The organism is Fibrobacter sp. UWH9 (genome assembly GCF_900129715.1).
GTDB lineage: Bacteria > Fibrobacterota > Fibrobacteria > Fibrobacterales > Fibrobacteraceae > Fibrobacter.
The window spans coordinates 1-21,540 of record NZ_FQWP01000034.1 but is presented as its reverse complement, the minus strand read 5'-3'; the positions used below and the strand labels follow the sequence as shown (position 1 = coordinate 21,540).

The following is a 21,540-nucleotide window of genomic DNA, read 5'->3' as shown; positions in this document are numbered from 1 at the left end:
GTGGCGGTGAGTCTAACCCAGCCTCGTCAAGCGTTAAGTCGAGCAACTCGGGAACGTCTGCGGACTCGTCGGCAGGGAATAGCAGTAGCTCTAGTGAATCTGCATTAGAACCCTGTGATGCAGAAGAAGAAGGGGAGACGAAACGTGTCTTGGCAACAGGGGTCAGATATATTTGTAAGAATGGTTTTTGGGTTGAGGTTGAATCGTCTAGTTCTGTTAGCAGTAGTAGCTATTTTGACATGACGGAACAATTCAATCCGGATGTCAAGTACGGAGATTTTACGGACCCGCGCGACGGGAAAAAATACCGTACGGTTGAACTAAAAAATGGCGTGTTCATGGAATCCTACACGGTTTTCGCGGAGAATCTGAACTATGGCAAGATGATTTCTGGTGGGTCTGTTCAGGAGGACTCCACCAAGTACTGCTACGATGACGATCCGTGGTATTGTGAGAACGGCTGGGGCGGGCTGTATACCTGGAGCAGAGCCATGAACTTCCCCGCCGTCTGCGACAGTTTCTCCGTTGCTTCGGAAAAATGTCCGAATAAGTTTAATCTAGAAAGCGATAATGAAGAATTTAATGGAAAGTATTATTTTGTTCAGCATCAAGGAATATGCCCGGAAGGATGGCATATAATGAATGAAAATGAGTGGGTTGAAATATCTGAAAAGAGTCGCCGTGATGTCGCCTACTACATGGGCTCGAAGGTCGCCGGCTTCGGTAGCAACAACTACGGCCTGTCGATACTGCCTGCGGGGTATTGGCAGTTGGGAAAATTTGACCAAATTAAGTTGTCTGCAGGTTTTTATCTTCCTCAACAACATAATAGTAATGAAATTGCTGGTCGTGCAGTATATGTGGAAAAGAATTTTTTTGAACGATCGGGGGGAGCTAGTAAGATTCACGCTCTTTCCATCCGCTGTGTAAAAAACTACTAACTATAACAAGATTTTAAACAAATTAACAAAGCCTTTCCTTTGAAAGGCTATAGGGGTTATGTGTCTAAATTCAACAAGAAGAACAAAAAGTCTAAGAAAAACAACCGCAATAATTACAAAATTGAGTCTCTAGAACCAAGACTCTTGATGGATGCTGCGCTTGCAGACGATTGGATTGAGGAAGCCGATTCTTCGGTTAATCAGTTTGGTGACTATAATATTTCTGCGAGCGATTCCAAGATGGAAGGTTTGCTTGTCTATGAGAATGGCACTGGAAGTGAGCCGGAAGCGCTTTCTTTGGCAGATGTTGTAAGTGGTCAAAAGATACAGTATAAGCAAGATGTTAAATCCGTAAAAAAATATGTATGCGGAGTTGTTGATGATTTGCGCGATGAAGGAACAAAGACACAAAAATTAGATAGGGATAACAAGAAAACACATTGGGATGATCTCAAGGAGCTCCTTGATAATGCAGATCCGAATGATGAAGGTTATGCAGATCTTGTGGATGCCGTGAATGACGCTGAAACTGAGTATCATGCTGCTGAGGCTGCTTACGATAAAGCGTATAAAGAATTTAGGGTGGATGCTGATGCGTTAGTTCAAAGGCTTATGAGTGACACTCGTAGGCACTCAGAGTGGACCTTTGCTGTAGATACGACGGATCCTAATCAGCATAAGGTGTCCGTTCAGATTAAAAAGAAAACCTCACTTTCTTATTCCACAAATAAGCAGATTGCAGCTGATATTGCTGAGCAAACTCAAATTGGCGTTTTGTTTGAAACCTTTGATTTCAAAAGCAATGCGTCTGGATATACGACAGTCAGTTTTACTCTTGACGGCGATAAAAATACTGGATTTGATGATAATGCCAGTGTTGATGTCCGATTTGACTTCAAACAGGATTTGACCCTGGGGAATACTGATGCAAATATCGGTATTCTAGGCCTTGAATCAAGGAACGATGGTGGTGCCGTTTCGTTACCTGACTTGACTGTGATTGGATCGTTCCGAACGGATTCAAAGAACAACTCCACAATTGCTACGAATTATGAATATGATCTTGATTTTAGAGTCAAGAATTATGCAAGTATTGCGTCGCGGATGATTAATTTTGCTGTCGATGATACAGATCATTTGAAATATATCGGCAATACGGCTGTTGGGCAGACCCCTGTATGGTTGGATGCTGCAGGTTCTGCTGTTAACGACGAAAATGCACTTATCCCTGATTTTGCAAATGTGCGGATTGGTGATGTGCTAACACAGTTTAATGCGATAGCCAAGTGGCTTCAGAATGCTGAAACGGAAATATTGAAAAATGATTTTGAAGGGCTTATTGACCAGAATGCATCTTCGTTCCTGTATCTATCAAATTACTTCGCAACTTTTGTCAAGACTCCCCCTCAGTCTTTCCAGGAATTGTTGTCGCGATTCAATTATCCCGTTATAACTGCCGAATTCAAGAATGTATCGGGCAAAAATATCTGTCAACTAAAGTATGACGGATGGATTACGTCTCAAAATCTAGAGGCAAGCGTTAGTGAGGCTCTATTTAAATCTCTGTCGAACTCATTTGGTGGTATAGAGAAAGTTTCTTTGTCTCTTGAGGCGCAATCTAATCTAAAAATGACTTTCGACATTCCGATGGATGAACTGGGGAGCGTCGGAAACAGCGCCAAATTGAAAAGTATAGGTGTTGATGCTGAAAAGGTTGCTGGTCTTGTAGGGGCTAAGAATGTCTGTGTTGCTGACAAGGCGTTGAGTAAGACAAGCTCAGTTGGTGAGAAAATTAAGTTTGCCTTGTATGAGAATGGAAGTTTGAAGAAGGATATTACTATACCTTCTACCACTTCTTTAGATGATACTGGTGTTAACTTCATTATTGGTGAATTGAATAAGGCGTATTCTACGACTGGAACAGGAACTACTCCTAAGTTTAGCGTAATCATAAACAAGGACAAAAATGGTGATGTAGATAAATATGCTGTTTTGACAAATGATACTGCAAATACATTCTCTTTGCTGTTTGCTTCGGATAATAGCCGAAAAATGTGTGTGAATAGCTCGCAACAGTTTTGCAAGGCATATCTGATTGATACGACTACAGTGACGGAAGTAACTATTGACAGCGCGGTTGTAAAGCCCAAGGAAACTGGTATCCGCTTTGATTGGGCTGCCGCAATAAACGAAGTCCTGATGTCTAATTCCGATTATACGGATTATTCTGCAGTAACGCTAGGTGATGTTGTCATCATTTTTTATAGTCAATCTGAACAGAATGTGCTTGTAGAGGGAGAAAAACCCACTTCTGTGCCGACTGACATTTGGCTCAATTTTAACGGTGGAGTTGAGAAACAGATTCTTCTTTCAAGTTCTCATCCGGTTGAAACATCTAATTCAGATTTGAGTTTTGCGTTTGCAATAAATGGTGGTGCTGCCCAAAATATTCTTTTGGAAGCAGAGACCTTGGCGAATTGCTATACGGTTGATGATGTTGTAAGTGTAATAAACGGAGAGTTGACCAAGCTGGGCAATGGAATAAAAGCTTTTGCTTGGGAAGGGAAAATCGGTTTTTTAAATGAGTCTGATCTTCCTTTTGGAGTCTCCTTGTCAAATAAAGATTTAGGCTTTGACAATTTGGCTTACTCTTCTACAACAAATTGTATGAAGATGAAATTTGATGTTGGAGGACCGGCTGATATTGAAGTGGATATCGATTTATATAATTTCTTCAAGACGAAATCAGATCCCACAATAGGGAATCTTCTTGATGAGATAAAAACGCAATGTAACAATATATTATCAACGAAAGCGCCTTCTTGTAGCGTTGATGTAAATGGCATGAGTTTAGTGGTGTCGGGTGGTAAATTCTCTTCCTCTGGCGCTGTTGAGGATTTAAATGGTTGCTCCTTGGTTGAGCTTCTTGGCTGGAATGTTGATAATGATTCTGACTCTTTCTTGGTGGTGCATGCTCAGAGTCAGAAAGAAATCACGATTTCAAATTTTTCGTTAGATATATATGAAACATTAACTAGCAATGGTAATATCGCATCTGCCCGATTGGGAATGGTTGGGGTCGATGTGACAGGAAATGTTGGTATCCGAGCGACAAGAAAGCTTACTGCCCCAAAAACAATTAATGATATTACGGCTATACCCCTTGATGACGCAGATGCAGATTTTGTAAGTAATTTTACTTTAGGGGGGTGGTCTTATGCACCGACGTCGACGAACACATTAACAATTAAACACAAAATAGATTTAGAAGAAGGTGGCGCGCAAAAGACTGTTTGCGCAATAGATCTTTTTGATTCGAAAGGCAAACTTAATCCGCAGGTAAGAAATGACACTCTGTTAACTGTTGAAGAAAAACTTTCGATGCCTGATCTTGTAGAGAAGGTGACAAAGGCTCTCAAGGAGAACGTCCTAAAATCTATTCTTGCGTATGGAGAATCGGCTACGCCGTCGACTGATCCCATATTGGCTGTTTTGAATCAAAAATTGCCGCTGTTTGGGAAGTCTGCTCCGGAGTTGTTAGGGTTAATCAACAAGCTGAACGATGTTATTGATAATATTTCCAAGAGCCATCCTGCAACGCTGCAGGAACTGAATCAACGCGTAGATAAAGCGCTCGGGGCTAAGCTCTATTTTACCTTCCATGCTTCGTCTATTGACTTCAGCTTTGTCTGGGAACAGGAATATAAATCCCAGGTTGTTTCTATCAACAATTTCTCGATTATGGAAACAGCCGAAGGCGCAAGGCCTACGAATGTGGGTGGCTTGGCGGAAGTCTATTTGAATGGCAGTATTTATACGCGGTTCAATTATTCTATGTCGGTAAACGGGTCGGCTTTGGGGGATCCCATTTTACAAGAAGACTCGAGTGTTTCAATTGATGTGACGTTGATGGGTAAACCTCTCTCATTTGATTTGAGCGTGGCCCTTGGCGGCATGAGCGCGTCCTTGCTGAAGGTGGTTAGCAGTGATTCGAATCCTAGCTATATCGCGGTTCGAATTTATGAGAAAATGGCGTATCGTAATACGGCCACATCCGGCAGTGCTGCTGCGGGAAGTTTCTCAAGCTATGAGTGGAAGCATGATGCCGATGTTTGCCAAATTGGCGGCCTTCTCCGTGTTGAATGTGCAGGACAAAGTGTTGGTGAAATTAAATTGGGTGTTGTGGATGACGAGGGCGATGTTGATGCCTGGAAAGGTGATGCAGGGAATAATGGATCGTTTGCGTTGAATGACTTGGTTTCTGGAAAAGTTGGTATTCGAAAGCCGGGAAAATTCACGGGAACTTTATCTGCTGCTGAATTAGGAGATAATACTACAGGTAGTATTGTCTTGGATATGAGCAATTTGGGCTCAAATTGGGAAAAGATTGACCTTTTTGGTCAAGTTCGTCTAGTTGCTGATGCCTTGAGCGCTGCCCTGCGCAAGGCGCAGAGTAGCCTGAACAAGACATTCCTCTCGGACGGCATGCGCAAGATTCCGCTGGTGGGCAATACCATCGTGGGCGCAGCAGACTGCTTGACTGCTTTGGATGAAGCCTTTATTGAACCGTTCCGCAAGTTTGCCTACAATTCGCAAAATCTTGATGCGGCCATGGTCGCTGAAAGACTCTATACGATATTGCAAAAAACTGGGTTGTTGCAGGCCTTGGATAAAAAGGTTCTTTTTGATGCGCAAAACAATTGTACGCAGAAAGTGATGTGGGCCGGCTCTTTGTTCGATCAAGTCTTCTCGGATAAAGGCTCCCAGTTTATTCAATATAGGGACGATGGGAATGTCGTTGAGTGGCGGTTCCGTCTAGGTAACTCCTATACGCTTAGCGGAAACGCTGACTTCGATTTGGGCATGCCCGGGCTCGGGCTTTCGTCGAAGGGTGGAGTGGGCCTTGAACTGAGTTGGGACTGGTATATCGGTTTCGGCGTTTCAAAGACCGGTGCGTATATCATGCTTTCTAATGGAAGCGATGCGGACAATACCTCCAACAACATTGTTGCTGACGGAATCCTGAAGGATGTTGAGACTAAGGATGGGGATAAAACTGTAACACAGACCCTGATGTCCGGTGATGATATCCGAGTGAAGATGAGGGTTTTGAATGACCTTTCGATAAATGGCGCATTGGGTTTCTTGCAGATGAGCGCCGGAGTGGCATCTGGAGGAATAAATCCATTTGAGATTGACGCTGAAACTAAAAAGCCAATCTTATGTGATTTAACATTTGGAATCGATCTAAACGATGGACAAAATGGTTCTTCACAGTCGTCTCAAGATAAGCAAACAGATGCTGGTGCAGAAACAAAAATCAGCACGGACAATATCGCCTCTGCGCTGTCTTTAGAAACGAATCTTGAGGGAGACCTAGACATCAATGTCGTGTTGACGCTGGGATTTGATGAAACTGTGGTCGATATCGGATTCCCCCAAATAAATACAACATTCCATTTGAAATGGGAAGCGCTTTTCGGACAGCCCTTCGGCGAATTGAAAGTGGCCGATTTTGGTGCGATAACTCTTGATTTGGGCAAATTTGTCTCGCAGACATTGAAGCCTGTCTTGAATAAGATTCAAAAAGTTATCGATCCAATCATGCCGTTGATTGACTTCTTGCAGTCTGAAATCCCGGTATTGAGCAGCTTGCCCAAGGGTGGTTCCAAGATGACGGTATTGAACCTCATCAAGTCAATTGGAAGTGCCAAGGGCGTTAATCTCGGGATGATTGATGATATCGTCAAGGTCGCTAACCTGGTGAAGAAAATAAGTTCAATCACGCCTCGCGCAATTAATTTAGGAACATTAAGTCTTGCGTCTAGTCCTGATGCAAAAGGATTCCTTTCTGGGACGAAGGGCTTGCCTTTGGGTGATTTTGTCGGACGACTTACCGGTGGAGAATCTGATGCTAGTATAAAGACTGAGACTGATAAAATAACTGATGCATTTGAGAACTCGGGTACGTATGGTTGGTCTTTCCCCATTTTCAATGATTTAAGTGCTTCTGCCATCAGCCTGCTTTTTGGCCAAGATGTTTCTCTAGTCGAATATCGCATGAGTCCGCTCATCTTCGACTTTGACTGGAGCAAAAGTTTCCCCATCGTGGGTCCGCTTTGCGCCGACATCGGCCTCAATTTCGGCGCGAAAATTGAATTGAGCTTTGGTTACGATACCCGCGGATTGATTTCTTGGAAAAAGACGGGCTTCAAGGACCTGTGGGCGCTTGCTGATGGCTTCTTTATCAATGACTTGGATAGTCATGGGAAGGACGTCAGCGAAGTCATCTTCTATTCCGGCATAACGGCTGGAGCTAGCGTTGCTGGGCGTGCGGGCATCAATGTTGGCGTAAACCTCAACTTGAACCTGAATTTGGATGATCCGAATAACGATGGCAAATTGCGTCTTTCGGAATTGGCGGATAGTTTGGCTCATAGCCCGTTTGCGATTTTCGATGCCTCGGTCACGTTGCAGGCCCGTGCTTATGCTTACCTCGACCTAGTCTTCTACCGCAAGGAATTTGACTTGTGGAAGAGTGGTGCCTTGGAACTGTTCAATACGGACAAGAAGGGAAGTGGCACGCCTATTGTTGCCACAACGCAGGAAGGCAACCTTGTTGTCAACGTCGGTGAATTTGCCGAAAAAAGAGTGTACGGTGACTTGAGCGACGGAGATGATACCGTTGATATCGTCTGCTCTGGAGGAACAGTTGACATTACGATAATAACGGCTGATAAAGTATCAACTAAATCGTCTTATACCCTTGCAGCAGGCAAGTGCGTGTATATTTACGCTAAGGATGGAAAGGATAAAGTCTCCATTACCGGTAATTCTTCGCTCAACTTCGTGATTGAGGGTGGCGACGGTAACGACGAAATCGATTTGAGTGGACTGAATTTGGCCCCGACTTGTTACGCACTCGTAATGGGCGGCCTTGGCGATGATTTTATTCGCGGTGCAGATATCGGTACAAACATTCTGTTGGGCGAAACTGCTGATGTCCTATACAAGAAGTCTAGTGATGAAGAGTATGTCGCCTTGGTGAATGCTTACCCGAATTCGTCTAATCCCGGAAACAACGTGATTGTTGGCGGACGAGGCAAGAACTATATCGTCGGTGGTGGCGGCAGTGACTTGATTGTCGGCGGCGTTGATGCGAAATTCGACAATAAGGATGCTGATGGAAACGTTACAGGGACCCTATATGTGACGGAAAATCACCTTTATGGAGATTTTGCCTACTTTGAATTTGATGAATCGCACAACCTGACTAATGCCAAGAACGAAGATCTGTACGACGAAGGTGGTAATGATGTCATCCTCGGCAGCAGCAAGACGGACTTTATCTTTGGCGGTGCCGGCTCTGACCGCATCAAGGGTGGCGACGGAAATGATGAAATTCATGGCGGCAAGGGTAACGACGTTATTTACGGTGGTGCCGGCAATGATAAGATTTACGGTGAAGATGGCGTAGATGTCATCTTTGGTGATACTCCTGCAGATGAAGCGATGGTTATTGCGCGAGAAGACGATGCTGTGGGCGAATTGCCGTATGTATACATTGCTGAAGAAATTAAGAAGGATACTTCTGACTTGTTTGGCAGTGACACGGTGACAACCACAGATGCTGATGGCAATGTAAGTTCTGAAAGTGTCAATCGTATTGCCCTGTTCAATTTTGAGAATAGCTTTAAAACGGACGTGGCTTCCCTTAACGCACTGGCTCAAGTTGCAGTCTCCCTCTTTGACGCTCCTCAGGTTGATTTGAGCGCAACGCAAACAGCTGCAACAACCGGTGCCACTACGACAGGGACGACGGCTGCTACAGAAGCTGAAGGTACAGAACCTCAGGCAGAAGAAGAGCCGTCTACTCAAGTTACAAATGGTAGCGATGTAATCGAAGGCGGTAACGGTTCCGATATCATCTTTGGCGATGATGGGTCGAACACTTCTGAAGGTGGTAGTGACATTATCAGTGGCGGAGCCGATAATGACTTCATTGACGGCGATGGCGGAAACGATACCATCAACGGCGACTACGGTGAAGATATCATTTACGGTGGTGCCGGTAACGATACGCTTGACGGTGGTGCCGGAAACGATTTTGTGTTCGGTGATAACGGCTTAGCTGATTACAAGAGGGATACTGCGGGTAAGATTGAGGGTTCCTCGAATCTGTTCTCGGCTAACGGTGGTGACTATCAAAGTCTGCTTTTTGGCTACGGCATAACTGCTTTTGCGAAAAACTTCGGAATCACGGACGATGCCAAGTTCAATGGCGTAGGTGGCAACGACACTATTCTCGCTGGTAACGGCAATGACTTTGTTGACGGCCAGGGTGGTGACGATACCTACAAGATCCAGATTATGGGTGGTTCGAACCATGCCATTACCAACGTGATGGATTCCGGTACTGCCGACAAGGGTGATTCCATGACCATTGACGGTACAGTCGAGGCCGACGACATGCTGGTCCGTGCTTCTACGGCTGGACTCGGATTCGTGGCGAAGCTCCCGTCTAAAAAAGATGCGCAGATTGAACGCGTCAACTTCTGGAATGTCGGAGGCGGCGATACGGGCCTTGAAAATATCGCGATCAATACGGGTGCCGGTGACGATAAGATTGCTATCGATGGAACTTTGTCTACAATTTCCATTGATGCCGGTGCGGGTAACGACACCATAACTGTGGGGCAGCAGTTTGAATCTGAACGCAATACTGACAAGGACCATAGCAATGTGTTGCCGAATGATGCCTTTACGACTACCAAGACGACCCAGGGCTACTTGAGCGCAGGCGTACAACATTCGACATCGATTGTTGGTGGCGAAGGCAACGATACGTTTAACGTATTGCATAACGAGGCTGCCGTATCACTTTCTGGCGGCCTTGGTAACGACACCTTCAATGTTGCCATGTTCCAGAAAGTCAACAATGATGGAAGCAAGTCGATTGTTGAAAATGGTCCGGTAACGCTGATTGGCGGCGCTGGTGTAGACAAGATGAGCATTGTCGGCAGCGATGGTGATGATGACTTTGTCATTTCTCAGGGCCGTGTTCTCTGCAATGGCATAGATGTGCAGGCCGTAAGCATTGAGAACAAGAACGTTTACGGCGGTGACGGCGATGATTCGTTCTATGTGCTCGATACTGCCAAAGATGAAGTGACCAAGTTGTACGGCAATAAGGGCAACGACAGTTTCTACAATGGCGGTGTTGGAACGGCTGAAAAGCCTGTAATCGTTTCCAACAGCAAGAATGAAAATTCTGACGCCATTGGTGTACAATTTGATGTGCCGAAAAATAATACTGTCGGCGACGCTGATCCCGCAAATGGCGTGATTGATTATGATACGGATCTTGATTGCGCGAAGAACTACATTGTCGAAAATGGTGTAGTTAAGTCCGTATACAAGATTCACCTAGACAAGGAACCTGAAAAGGGAGAAGTTGTCTCGGTAACGGTCTTTGCGCCGGGCGAAACGACCGAATCCCTGAATCGTGGTGACCATGGAATCTGGCTTGTTGATGCTAATAATAAGTATGTAAAGTCCATTACATACAAGTTTACTATTGATGGCGCTGGAGAAACGCATAAGTACGATGAAGCTGTAGATATTAATCTTGTTGTTCTTGGTGATAAGGTTCGTGAAGGCAATGACTACTTTGCGTTGATGCACAAAGTGACTTCCTCGAAGAGCGATAGACTGATAAAGGATTGCAAGAATGCCCTTATCTTCTTGAACGAAAATGCTGCGCAGCAATCGTTCTTGATTAAACAGGTCCATGAAGTGAAAGATGCAGAGTTCACGGCTGAAAAATTCACATTGCTGTTGAATGAAACGCCTAATGGGAATACCGTTGAATGCTTCTACTATGCTAAAGGCCAAAAGATACCTCTTGGCTCGGCTAACGTGGTTGAGAACAATGGCAAGTTCCAGGTGACGGTTGATGTTCCGGCGTCTGTGAAAACAGCGATGGATGCTGCAAAAACTCCGCATGTGTATGTGGAATACAATATCGATAGGCCGGTGAACAAGGTCGAAAACCAGTTCTCCATTACGCAGGAGCATGTCCTCACTGCCGAAGAAGTTACAAAGGACAAGGTTGTTTGGGGTTTGCGTGCTTTGCCGAACAAACAGAATATTGACTGCTGGTACATGAACGACGGTGAATATGTTTCCATATCGGCATCTAATCCGAATAAACTTTCCTTTGGTGGAGAGAATACTTTGATCGTTTCTGGCGTTTCTTCGATTCCTGCCGGGACCAAGCTGTATATCAACTACAGATTTGACCATGTGTACGTGGAAAACGAAAGCGTGCTCCAGATGGCGTACAGTACGACGGGAATGACGGAATTGCTCTGCTTTGTTCCGTTTGACGAAATCACTGGCGCTTACGATGATTCCAGGTATTCGATAGTATGTCCCGAAAGCAAGGTGGCTGATTACAAGGATGTGGAGAACTGCCGTTACTTCTACAGGACGGCCGGAACGCAGCTGATTATCTGCGCCATGCCTCAGGACGGAGTAGATACATCCAGTGCTAAACCCGTGGTGTTGCATGGTAATTTTGCCATTGAATGGTCGGCAGATGATTGGCACCGCCCTGCGGTTGCTATTTCTGATGAACCGGATTCCTTCAATGAGACCTCTGTGACAGAAATCCTTGATGCGCTGGATGATGACACCATTGAGAACATCAAGGGAGCCCTGTACGAAGACGGCATGGGTAGAGAAGCTGACCTTGGCATTGACGGCCCGTCGATGTTGCATTATGATGGTCTCGATGCGGATGGCAATCGTTTAACAACGTCAAATGACGAAAAGAACGTTATCTCGGAATCGGATCTTGCAGAACGAAAAGCTGCCGAAGAAGAAGCGACCAAGTTCGATGAAGGCAACAGCAAGGATCGTATCTTTGTAAATAACCGCAAGAATAATCGTGCTGGCATCAAGAACGATATCGATGCCTTGAGCGAAATTGCGAAGTTCGATAATAGCATGATTGAAAAGGATGTCGACCCTGCATTGATTCTGCAAAAAACAGAAGATGTCGTAAAACAGGCCGATACGGAATGGCATGACTCCGATGAGCATTCGTTGCGTTTTGAACATCAAGATGCTTCGTCTACTGCAACGAGTCAATTCAATCTCGCCAACATGGAATACGGCGAAATCAACCTTGGTTCGGGTGCCGATAAGGTTGATATCAACAAGACGATTTACCGTGAAGACGGGTTCCAGACATTTACGGTCGTGAATACCGGCGCTGGTAAGGATAACATCAATGTGCATAGTTACGCCAGAGAAAAATCTACTGTACTTGGCACATTGAGCGGCTTGACGAAGACTACGTATTCGGGTTCTTTGAAGAATGTGATTGCGTACAGTGTTTCGGGCTTCACGTTCAGTAATGGCGTTACCTCGGATAATCTGAAGGCAATCGTGGCCCAGAACAATGATAAGCTGGATCGTGGACTGCTTGCTCAGAACCGTGTGTTCTTGAATGTTGAATATTCCGACGGAACGATCCAGCGCCGCGAAGTGTTCCTTGAAGATAATGATGAAACGACGGTTACAACGCTTCTGCTCAAACGAGAACTGACTCCTGTTGCGCAGGATGTTTCGATTGTCGCGATGTATTTGGCCAATGGCTATGATGGTGACGGTCTTCTCGTCGTGAATGCCCAGGGCGGTGACGATACGATAAATGCCGTCGGCGATGTTGATGCCGATGGAAAATCCAAGGTGACCCGCGAAGGCATGGTCGTGATTGGTGGCGTTGGCAATGATACGATTGATGTCAATACCAATGTTATCGCCATTGGCGACCGTGGCCAGATCGTTTACGAGAACGAGAAGAGCGAAATCGTCACGCGTTTGGGTTCCTTGGATATTGAAAACTCCGAGACAGACGATGCGAAGCTGAATGCCGCTGATTACACGACTCCTGCGGATAAGACTGCGTCGAACTACTTCCAGACGGATGGCGTGGTGCGCGACGCCAAGTACATCCATTCTGTGAGTGAAACGGTCGGCGGCAACGATGTAATTACCGCTCATGGCGACAAAAATGTGGCTATTGGTGGAGCTGGTTCAGATGAAATTTATCTGAACGGCGAAAATAACGTTGCTGTCGGCGACAATGGCGAAGTCAAGTTTGCCGGTAGCGATGTGGTCAAGAATGCTTCTGGCGATGTGGTTGACCATGTTTATGGTGATTCATCCACGACTTACCTGAACTACGTGCAATCGACATCCGACGCGCACGGTGCAATAGACACGATTACGACCCAAAACGGCAAGAACGTTGTCATTGGCGGTACGGATTCCGACATGATTGCGACCGGCTCGGGTAACGATGTCATTGTCGGCGATGGTGGCGAGGTATACGTAGACCGCAATCGCGATGCACTTCTTGTAGACAACGTTGGCCGTAATGTTGACGGCAGCGCTGGTTCCGATGTTATTAAAACTAGCGGTGGCGACAATGTTATCTTGGGCGGCTTGAATACCAAGTCCCGTGATTTTGATTTCGTCAGGAATGCGGAATCTGGAAAATTGGACAAAATGTCGATCGACAAAAATAATGACGACTTGATCGAATCGGGCGATGGCAAGGACGTCGTATTCGGCGACAATGCTTACGTGACGTTCAAGGGCAATTCCGAGATGGCCGAAGGTTTTGATAATATGCCCACCATCTACACAGAAGCCACCCTCAGTTTCAACTTCCAGGGCCCGGCCCAGTCTGGTATCGGTGCTAACGAACAGGCCGGTGCCGTAGCCGACTACAGAGCCAAGAGTGTGGACGAAACGACTGGCGAAACTGTAGAAATTACCGAGCACGCCGATTATTGCGTGGGCAACTGGAATAACATCAAGAGCGTTTATGGTCGCGAGTCGGGAACTTATGGCAACGATGACAACGAAATCGTGCTGTTCGACAATGGAACCCGCGCAAGTGCCGTGAGCGTGACTTATGGTGCGACTGAATCCCATAGGATTAGCACCACCGATGGGGAGAATATTCGCCTGCGTGGCTACGACCAGACTCCTTATGTGCATGGCAGCAATTCGGGTGATGTGAACCTGATGAAGAGCGGCCTTGACATTAGTGGCAACAACGGTCGCAATACGCTGATTACCCAGGTAGACGGTCTTTCGCAGTATTTCACGGAATACGAAGTTGTTGTGTATCTGGACATGGTGCGTGAAATCTCCATGCATGAAAATAGCGTCCGTGTTGTCAAGTTGTATATCGATTCGGTTGACGAAAATGGCAAATTGACAAGTACGTTCTTTGACGAATTCTACGTGAATGATCCTGATACGCAAACATTCAATGGTACTTGGAACGTTGCGACTGGCAAGTCCGTTGCAACGGCAACTTTGGCCAACTGCGTTGTTTTCAAGTCTTTCGTCGAAAATGACACAAAGCATACTCTTGCGGGTGACCGTTTCCACATCGAAATTACGGACCCGCAGAACGGAACGAACGGCAAGGACCGTGCGGGAATTGCGGGAATTCAGGTTCACGGTTTTATGCATAAGCAGGACGTTGCCGCTTCTACTGATATTGACATGGGCGGTAAAGACGTTATCCTTACGAATGGCGGTGATGATATTGTCGTGGGTGGCACTGGAAACGACACGATTACGACTTTCGGCGACGATCGCTACGGAATTCGCGACAATGATATCGTGTACGGCGATAATGCGAAGATGGTCTTTACCGACCGCGACAGCGATCCGACGACCGCTACGACGATTTCACATGCAGAATCCATTGCCACGACGAATTTAAAAGCCTCTTATGACGATATCATCAATACTGGCGACGGTAACGATGTTGTCGTGGGCGGCGTTGGTCACGATGTCGTAAATTCCAACGCAACGTCGGATGCCGAAGCGAAGATGGATAACATCCAGGTCACTTCGTTCAACTTTGTGACTGAGACTACTAGTGATTCGCTGCTTATTCACGCCGGTGAATCGGCGGGTGTCGTTGTGGATAACGATTGGCACAATGTCTATCTGCGCAACAACCAGATGCGCGACCGTGCAACGGGTAACGAATCCGCTCCTAGTACGTGCATCACGTTTGAGTATACTTCGATTGGGAACTATGGAAATCGGAACAATCCGAACGAACAGATTGACCCTGCTACCGGCGACGATACGGCAAACAACAAGATGCTGAAGACGCTTGTGATGGGCCAGCGCCAAGAAACGCTCTCGCTTACGCTGCATAATCTTCCGGGTCCTTCGGGTTCCCCGTGCGATGTGTATGTGTATGTCGGCGGCAAGCTTGGCAGTAGTGATGGTTATGACTACGTATTCGAAATTAACGGCTCTGACAACCAGAAGTTCTATTTGAACGACTGGATTGGCAATTCGTTCGAAGGCGAATATAAGGAAGTGACATGCAAGGATTACAAGCCTGGAAAGCTCGCTTCGGGTGTTACACCGAATGTCGAGATGATTGGCAACTATGTAGTCTTCCGTAATGTCAAGACTCGTGATTACACTGTGCAAATCCGTTGCGTTGAATCGACTCTTGGTAACCAGTATCCGAACGATATCCCAGTATTTTCGGGTGTCCAGGTTGTGTCTGGATTGAACCGCACGGGCGACATTGCCCTGGGCGGCGACCACGACAAGGACCTTGTCTTTGGCGACGAAGCTTCGCTTGATTTCGATTTGGACATTCCGTTCGCTGGTAACGAAAATATCAAGGATTACAAGAATCGTGTGATTTCGGCCGAATCGATGGCGCTTGCGACAGAAGCCGTACAGCATTTGCGTACCGACGATGAAATCAAGACCGGCAAGGATCGCGATGTGGTTGTGGGCGGCGAAGGTCGCGATACAATTTCGACTGGTAGCGGCGACGATGTTGCCATTGGCGACAATGCAAAGCTCATGGTCGAAAACAACAATCCGATTGGAGTGTTCCAGCCGGATGTAGAAGTGGTCCTTGAAGACAATCAGTACTTCGATGGCTACAAGGAAGCCTATCTTGACAACGACCAGGTGAACGAGCAGCGGATGATGCAGAAGTTCTACGAAGGCAAGATTGTCGGAATTCAGCTTCAGGATTCCGAAAACGGTCGCCTTGATTCTATCGATGTGGGAGCTGGCGAGAACCTTGTGTTTGAACAGAGTAGAAGCGAAGAACAGCTTTTCGTTGGAACGCTCGAAAGCGACGAAGACGAAGATGATGTGAATCCGTCTGACATTGGCGGCGAAGGCTCCGAAGGCACTGAAACCGGCGAAGGCTCCGAAGGCGAAGGAAGTGAATCCGGCGAAGGTTCTGAAGGCACTGAATCCGGCGAGGGTTCCGAAGGCACTGAAACCGGCGAAGGCTCCGAAGGCACTGAACAAATTGCGATGAAACAATTTGTTTTGAGTCAGAAACACGTTCCTGTCTATGTCGAAATCGCTGCTGGCGAAACGGTGGAAATCGTGATTACCGACTGGGAAGAAGGCAATCCGTACTATCGTCCGAAAGTCGTCCTGGAAATGAATTCTCTTGACAATATGATGCACCACCTGGATATTTCTTGGGACGGCATTAGTGAAGCTATTACTAGGGATTTGCTGAACTACAATTGGCTTGAAATTCCTAATTCCTCGACAGTTCCGGGTGAACATAAGATTGTCCTGCAAATTCACTCTGACGAAGCTATCGCATTCCTCGCTTCTTGCGGTAACTGATAGGATATTTCTATGGTCCTCGATCAACAGCGTAGGATTTTCCATGAGTCGTGGTACAGGCTCTCGGGGAGTAAGATTTCTCTCCGGGCGAGTGTCCGCGTGCATAGGCAAACCTACCGCGGGGTACTGTGGTATGTTCTTCACGAGCAGTTTACCAACCAGTACTACCGCTTGCCGCGCGGTGCGTATGACTTTGTGTCGCGCCTTTCGCCCGATAAGACGGTAGGCGAGGTTTGGAACTCGATGCTTAAAAGCGGCGAGGGCGATATGCCCGGCCAGGGCGAAGTCATCGAGATGCTTGCGCAGCTGTACCAGGCGAACATGCTCATGTACATGGGCGTGGACGATGGCGCAAAGCTTTTCGAGCGCAACCGCAAGCAGAGGCAGAAAAAGGTCAAGTCTTCGTTACTGAACATCTTCTTCTTGAAGGTTCCCGTTTTCGATCCTGACGCTATTCTGAATCGCTTGCGATGGCTCATCGCTTGCCTGATTAGCAAGCCGTTTGCGGTAGTGTGGCTGTTGACGGTTCTTGTGGCTGCGAAGTACGGTGTTGAAAATTTCGACGCCCTGAAGGATAGTGCGCAAGGGTTCCTTGCCCCGTCGAACATCGGCTGGGTTTACGTGTGTACCGTGTTTGTCAAGCTGCTTCACGAATTTGGCCATGCGAGTGTGGTCAAGCGTTTTGGCGGCGAGGTTCACACGCTCGGCGTGATGTTCATGCTGCTTGTTCCTCTCCCTTATGTGGATGCGACGGCGAGCTGGTCTTTCCGCAAAAAGTCGAAACGCATTCTCGTGGGGGCGGCAGGCATGCTCACGGAGTTCTTCATTGCTTCGATTGCTTTGATACTTTGGGCGAATTTGGGGGGCGGCCTCGCCAAAAGTCTTGCGTACAACGTTGTTGTGATGGCTTCCGTTTCGACAGTCCTCTTCAACGTGAATCCGCTCATGCGCTTTGACGGGTACTACATGCTTACCGACGCTCTTGACATGCCGAATTTGCAGCAGCGCTCGGTGCGGTATTTGAAGTACTTGCTCGAACGTTACGTATTTTTCAAACGTGACGCCGAAGAGGTGGCTGAAACCTGGTTTGAAAGATTTGTTTATGCCGTGTACGGCGTTTCGTCTTCGATTTACAGGGTGTTCCTGTTTACAGGCTTCATTGTCGCCATTTCCGCGCACTACCTGATACTTTCCTTCTGTATGGGTGTCTTGCTCTGCCTTACAATGGTGGTGATGCCTGTGGGCCGGTTTATAAAGTATGTCTTTGCAAGCCCAGCCCTTTCGCAGGTCCGTAACCGCGCCGTGCTTGTGACTTTGGTCGTGCTCGGCGGAGTCTTTGCAGCGCTTTTCTACGTGCCTGTTCCCGACACTTTCAAGGCTCCTGGAATTATTGAGGCCGCTCGGTACGAGAATTCTACGGTAGGCGAGGGGGGCGTTGTCGCAAAGGTCTATCGTGGCGAAAAGGCCCTGGTCCATAAGGGCGATACGCTGATGGTCCTTGAGAACCGTGAACTGGATTTCCGCATAGAGGAAAAACGTGCCCAGGTGAACGAGACCGTGCAAACGTATTACCAGGCGTTGGAACTGGCTCCCGAAAACATGCAGCCCGTCGAAAAGAGATTGGGAGTCCTGAGGCAGGAACTGAACGATTTGTTGCGCGACCGCGATAAGTTGGCGCTGCTTGCTCCGATGGACGGAATTTGGAATGTTAAAAGTCCTGACGACTACGTGGGGCGTTTCTTGCAGAAGGGCGATTCGGTTGGGATGGTCTTAGATACGGCTGCGTTCGATTTTCTTGCGGTGGTGACTCAAGAGGAAGTCTCGCGCTTGTTCATGGAAAACCCGCGCAAGGTTTCCGTGCGTTTAAACGGCGAAGCCTTTGTCGAGATTCCTGTCGAAAGCGTGAGCGTGATTCCTGCAGCGAGTGACCGTTTGCCCTCTGCGGCCCTTGGCTGGCTTGGCGGTGGCGAAATTGAAACAACGGCGAAGGATGGCTCTGGCGAGCGTACGGCGGAGCCTGTTTACCTCGTTCGTTCCTCGATAAGAAGGGACTTAGCTTCCCTCTCCGGTGTAGACTGGGCTCATGGACGTTCCGGAAAAATTCGTTTCCATTTGACAGACACTCCGCTTGCCCTGCAGGGAATCCGCAAGGCAAGGCAGGCCCTGCAGAAATACTATAAGATGTAGCATGAACCTGATCGAAAACTACCGCCTTACCGCCTGTAAACGGGTGAAGAAGATTCCGACGGGGCTTGACGCCCTCGTTTTTCGGATGCAAGGGCGGTTCAAGGGCCGTAGTGGCGTGCTGCGCCGCCTTTTGCGCGAAGCTGCCAAGATCGATAAGCTGGGCAGGTCGTATAGCGGCCTGGACAGTGCCGAGTTTAGGCAAAGGCTGGCATGTGTCCGCGATGCCTTTAAGCGTAGGCCGGACCGCAACGCGCTGCAGACCGCGTTTGCCCTTGTGCAGGAGGCGGTGGCCCGCACGTTGGGGTACAGGCCCTACATTGAGCAGGTGGCGGGAGCCTTGGCACTTTATGACGGGTTCATTGCCGAAATGTCGACAGGCGAGGGGAAGACCGTGACTGCGGCGATGTGCGCTACGGTGCGCGGCTTTGGCAAGCAGCCATGCCACGTGATAACCGCGAACGACTACCTGGCAAGTCGCGATGCGCAGATAATGAAGCCTCTCTACGATATTTGCGGCGTGACCGTGGGTGCGGTGACCGGGGCGATGAAACCTGCCGAGCGCAGGGAGGGCTACAGCGCCGACGTGACCTATTCTACCGCCAAGGATGTGCTTGCCGATTTCTTGCGTGACCGCATTGCGCTCGGGAAATACCAGCATTTCTCGAAGCGGCTTGTGGGCGATTCTTCGGGCGCGAATATGGAACGGGTCATGTCGAACTTGGTGCAACGGGGGCTATGCACCGCCATCGTTGACGAGGCCGACAACGTGCTTATTGACGAGGCCGTGACTCCGCTTATAATTTCCAAGGAGAACAAGAACGAGGGCTTTAACGAAAGTTGCAGGATTGCTTTCGCGCTTTCCGAAAAATTGGTCCAAGGTACCGACTATGCTGTCGATATCCGCTTTAGGACAGTCCGTTTCCTTGTCGATATGGACGAACGCCTGGAATCGCTTAAGTCGGTGGGCGAGGGCTTCTGCAAGGCGTCTTTCTTGAAGGACCTGATTCGCCAGGCGCTTGTGGCGCGAGAACTTTTTGTGGCCGGTCGCCAGTATGTTGTAGAAGAAGGCAAGGTGGTGATTGTCGATGAATCGACGGGCCGCAAGATGCCCATGCGTTCGTGGAACGGCGGGCTTCACCAGATGATTGAACTGAAGGAAGGGCTGGAACTTTCGGGCCTCAAGGAAACCGAGGCGCGAATGAGTTTCCAGCGCTTCTTTAGGCTGTACAAGAACTTTTCTGGCATGACGGGAACCGGCAAGGAAGCCCTTGGCGAGTTCTGGACGATTTACGGGGCGGCAGTCCTTTGCATTCCGAATCACCGCAAGTGCTTGCGTAAGATTTCGTTCCTCAAGATTTTTTCTACCAAGGAATCCAAGCGGGTGGCCATTGTCCACGAAGTGCTCGATGTCCATGCCAAGGGCCGCCCGGTCCTTATCGGCACCAAGGACATTGACGAAAGCGAAACCCTTGCCGAAATGATCAAGGCGCTTGGCCTTGAATGCCGTGTGATAAACGCTGTCCGCAGCGACGACGAGGCTACAATTATCGAGGGCGCCGGTCGTATGGGCGCGATAACGGTTGCGACCAATATGGCCGGGCGCGGAACCGATATCAAGATTCCCGATAAAGTAAAGAAACTTGGCGGCCTGCATGTGATTGCCACGGAGTGCAACCCTTCTTCGAGAATTGACCGCCAGCTTTTTGGCCGCGCCGCCCGTCAAGGTGACCCGGGGAGCGCGAGCCATTACGCAAGTTTTGAGGACGACGTGCTGCGCCGCAACCTGCCGGGGGCGCTTTGGGGCGCTTTTAGGCATCTTGGCCGCCTTTCTGCGCTCGTCGTGAGGTGGGCGCAGTATTCGGCGGGCAAGAAAGCCATGAAAAGTAGGCTTTCTGTTCAGCGGACAGACACCTGGCTCGAAGACTCTCTCGGCTTTAGCGGAAACGACGTGTAGAAACTACACACGGCAGTGACACAATTTTTAAAAAAGTGCAATCTGAATAAAGGAGTGTATTACTTTGTCTGCAAAAACGCTTTGTCCTTAATTTTTATTCGTTCATCGGAATCAGACATTTTCGGTGATACGCTCTCAACTACAGAACACTCTGCAACGAAGAATTCCTGGGACTCCACAAGTACTTCGTTGAGCAGACTGCAAGCATCACCAGCGAAGAGATTCGCAAGTCCATCGAAGCTTACCGCACCTCTGTAACCGAATACGCTAACCTCATTGAAGTGTCTGTCGACGAATCTGCCGCAATGGCCGTCAGCCGCCTTGATTCCGAACGCAATGCCGCCTACTCCTCTTGCAGGAACTTTGCCGAGAACGCCGACCCCACGAGGCTGAATCAGGACCAGTCCACGGGTACTTTCACGAACCTCATTTATACCCTCAAGGAAATTGGTGATGACAAGTTGAGCGCCTGCGGATTCAAGCCCTGGCTCGAAAACCTCGAAAGCAAGCACAACGAATACCTGACGGCGGTGCAGAACCGCAACAAGGAAATCGCTTCGAAGGTTCCTTCAACCAGAACCTGGAACGTGCTGGCCGTCTGGCTGACTTCCTCGAATTCGCAGAAGTCCTCACCCTCGACGCCCTCCACCGTGAAGAATCTTGCGGCGGTCACTTCCGTGAAGAAAGCCAGACCGAAGAAGGCGAAGCAAAGCGTGACGACGAACACTT

The 21,540-nt window shown here is 48.1% G+C and carries 4 protein-coding genes and 2 pseudogenes; all 6 read left to right on the top strand.

The window, feature by feature from the left end:
- On the top strand, positions 1-941 hold a 941-nt coding region (locus tag BUB94_RS15520; protein WP_217653152.1), incomplete at its 5' end, for an FISUMP domain-containing protein.
- Positions 942-1,001: 60 nt separating this feature from the next.
- Positions 1,002-16,670, top strand: coding sequence for a calcium-binding protein (locus tag BUB94_RS15515; protein ID WP_139260279.1), 15,669 nt, complete (start codon positions 1,002-1,004; stop codon positions 16,668-16,670).
- A 99-nt stretch (positions 16,671-16,769) separates the two neighbouring features.
- Positions 16,770-18,857: a hypothetical protein gene (locus BUB94_RS15510; RefSeq protein WP_139260278.1), complete on the top strand. Its 2,088-nt coding sequence runs from the start codon at positions 16,770-16,772 to the stop codon at positions 18,855-18,857.
- Position 18,858: 1 nt separating this feature from the next.
- Positions 18,859-20,811, top strand: coding sequence for a preprotein translocase subunit SecA (locus tag BUB94_RS15505; RefSeq protein ID WP_073238767.1), 1,953 nt, complete (start codon positions 18,859-18,861; stop codon positions 20,809-20,811).
- 305 nt (positions 20,812-21,116) lie between these two features.
- Positions 21,117-21,317, top strand: a pseudogene (locus BUB94_RS17270) (hypothetical protein); the annotation flags it as partial.
- 59 nt (positions 21,318-21,376) lie between these two features.
- A pseudogene (locus BUB94_RS15500) lies at positions 21,377-21,540 on the top strand (hypothetical protein); the annotation flags it as partial.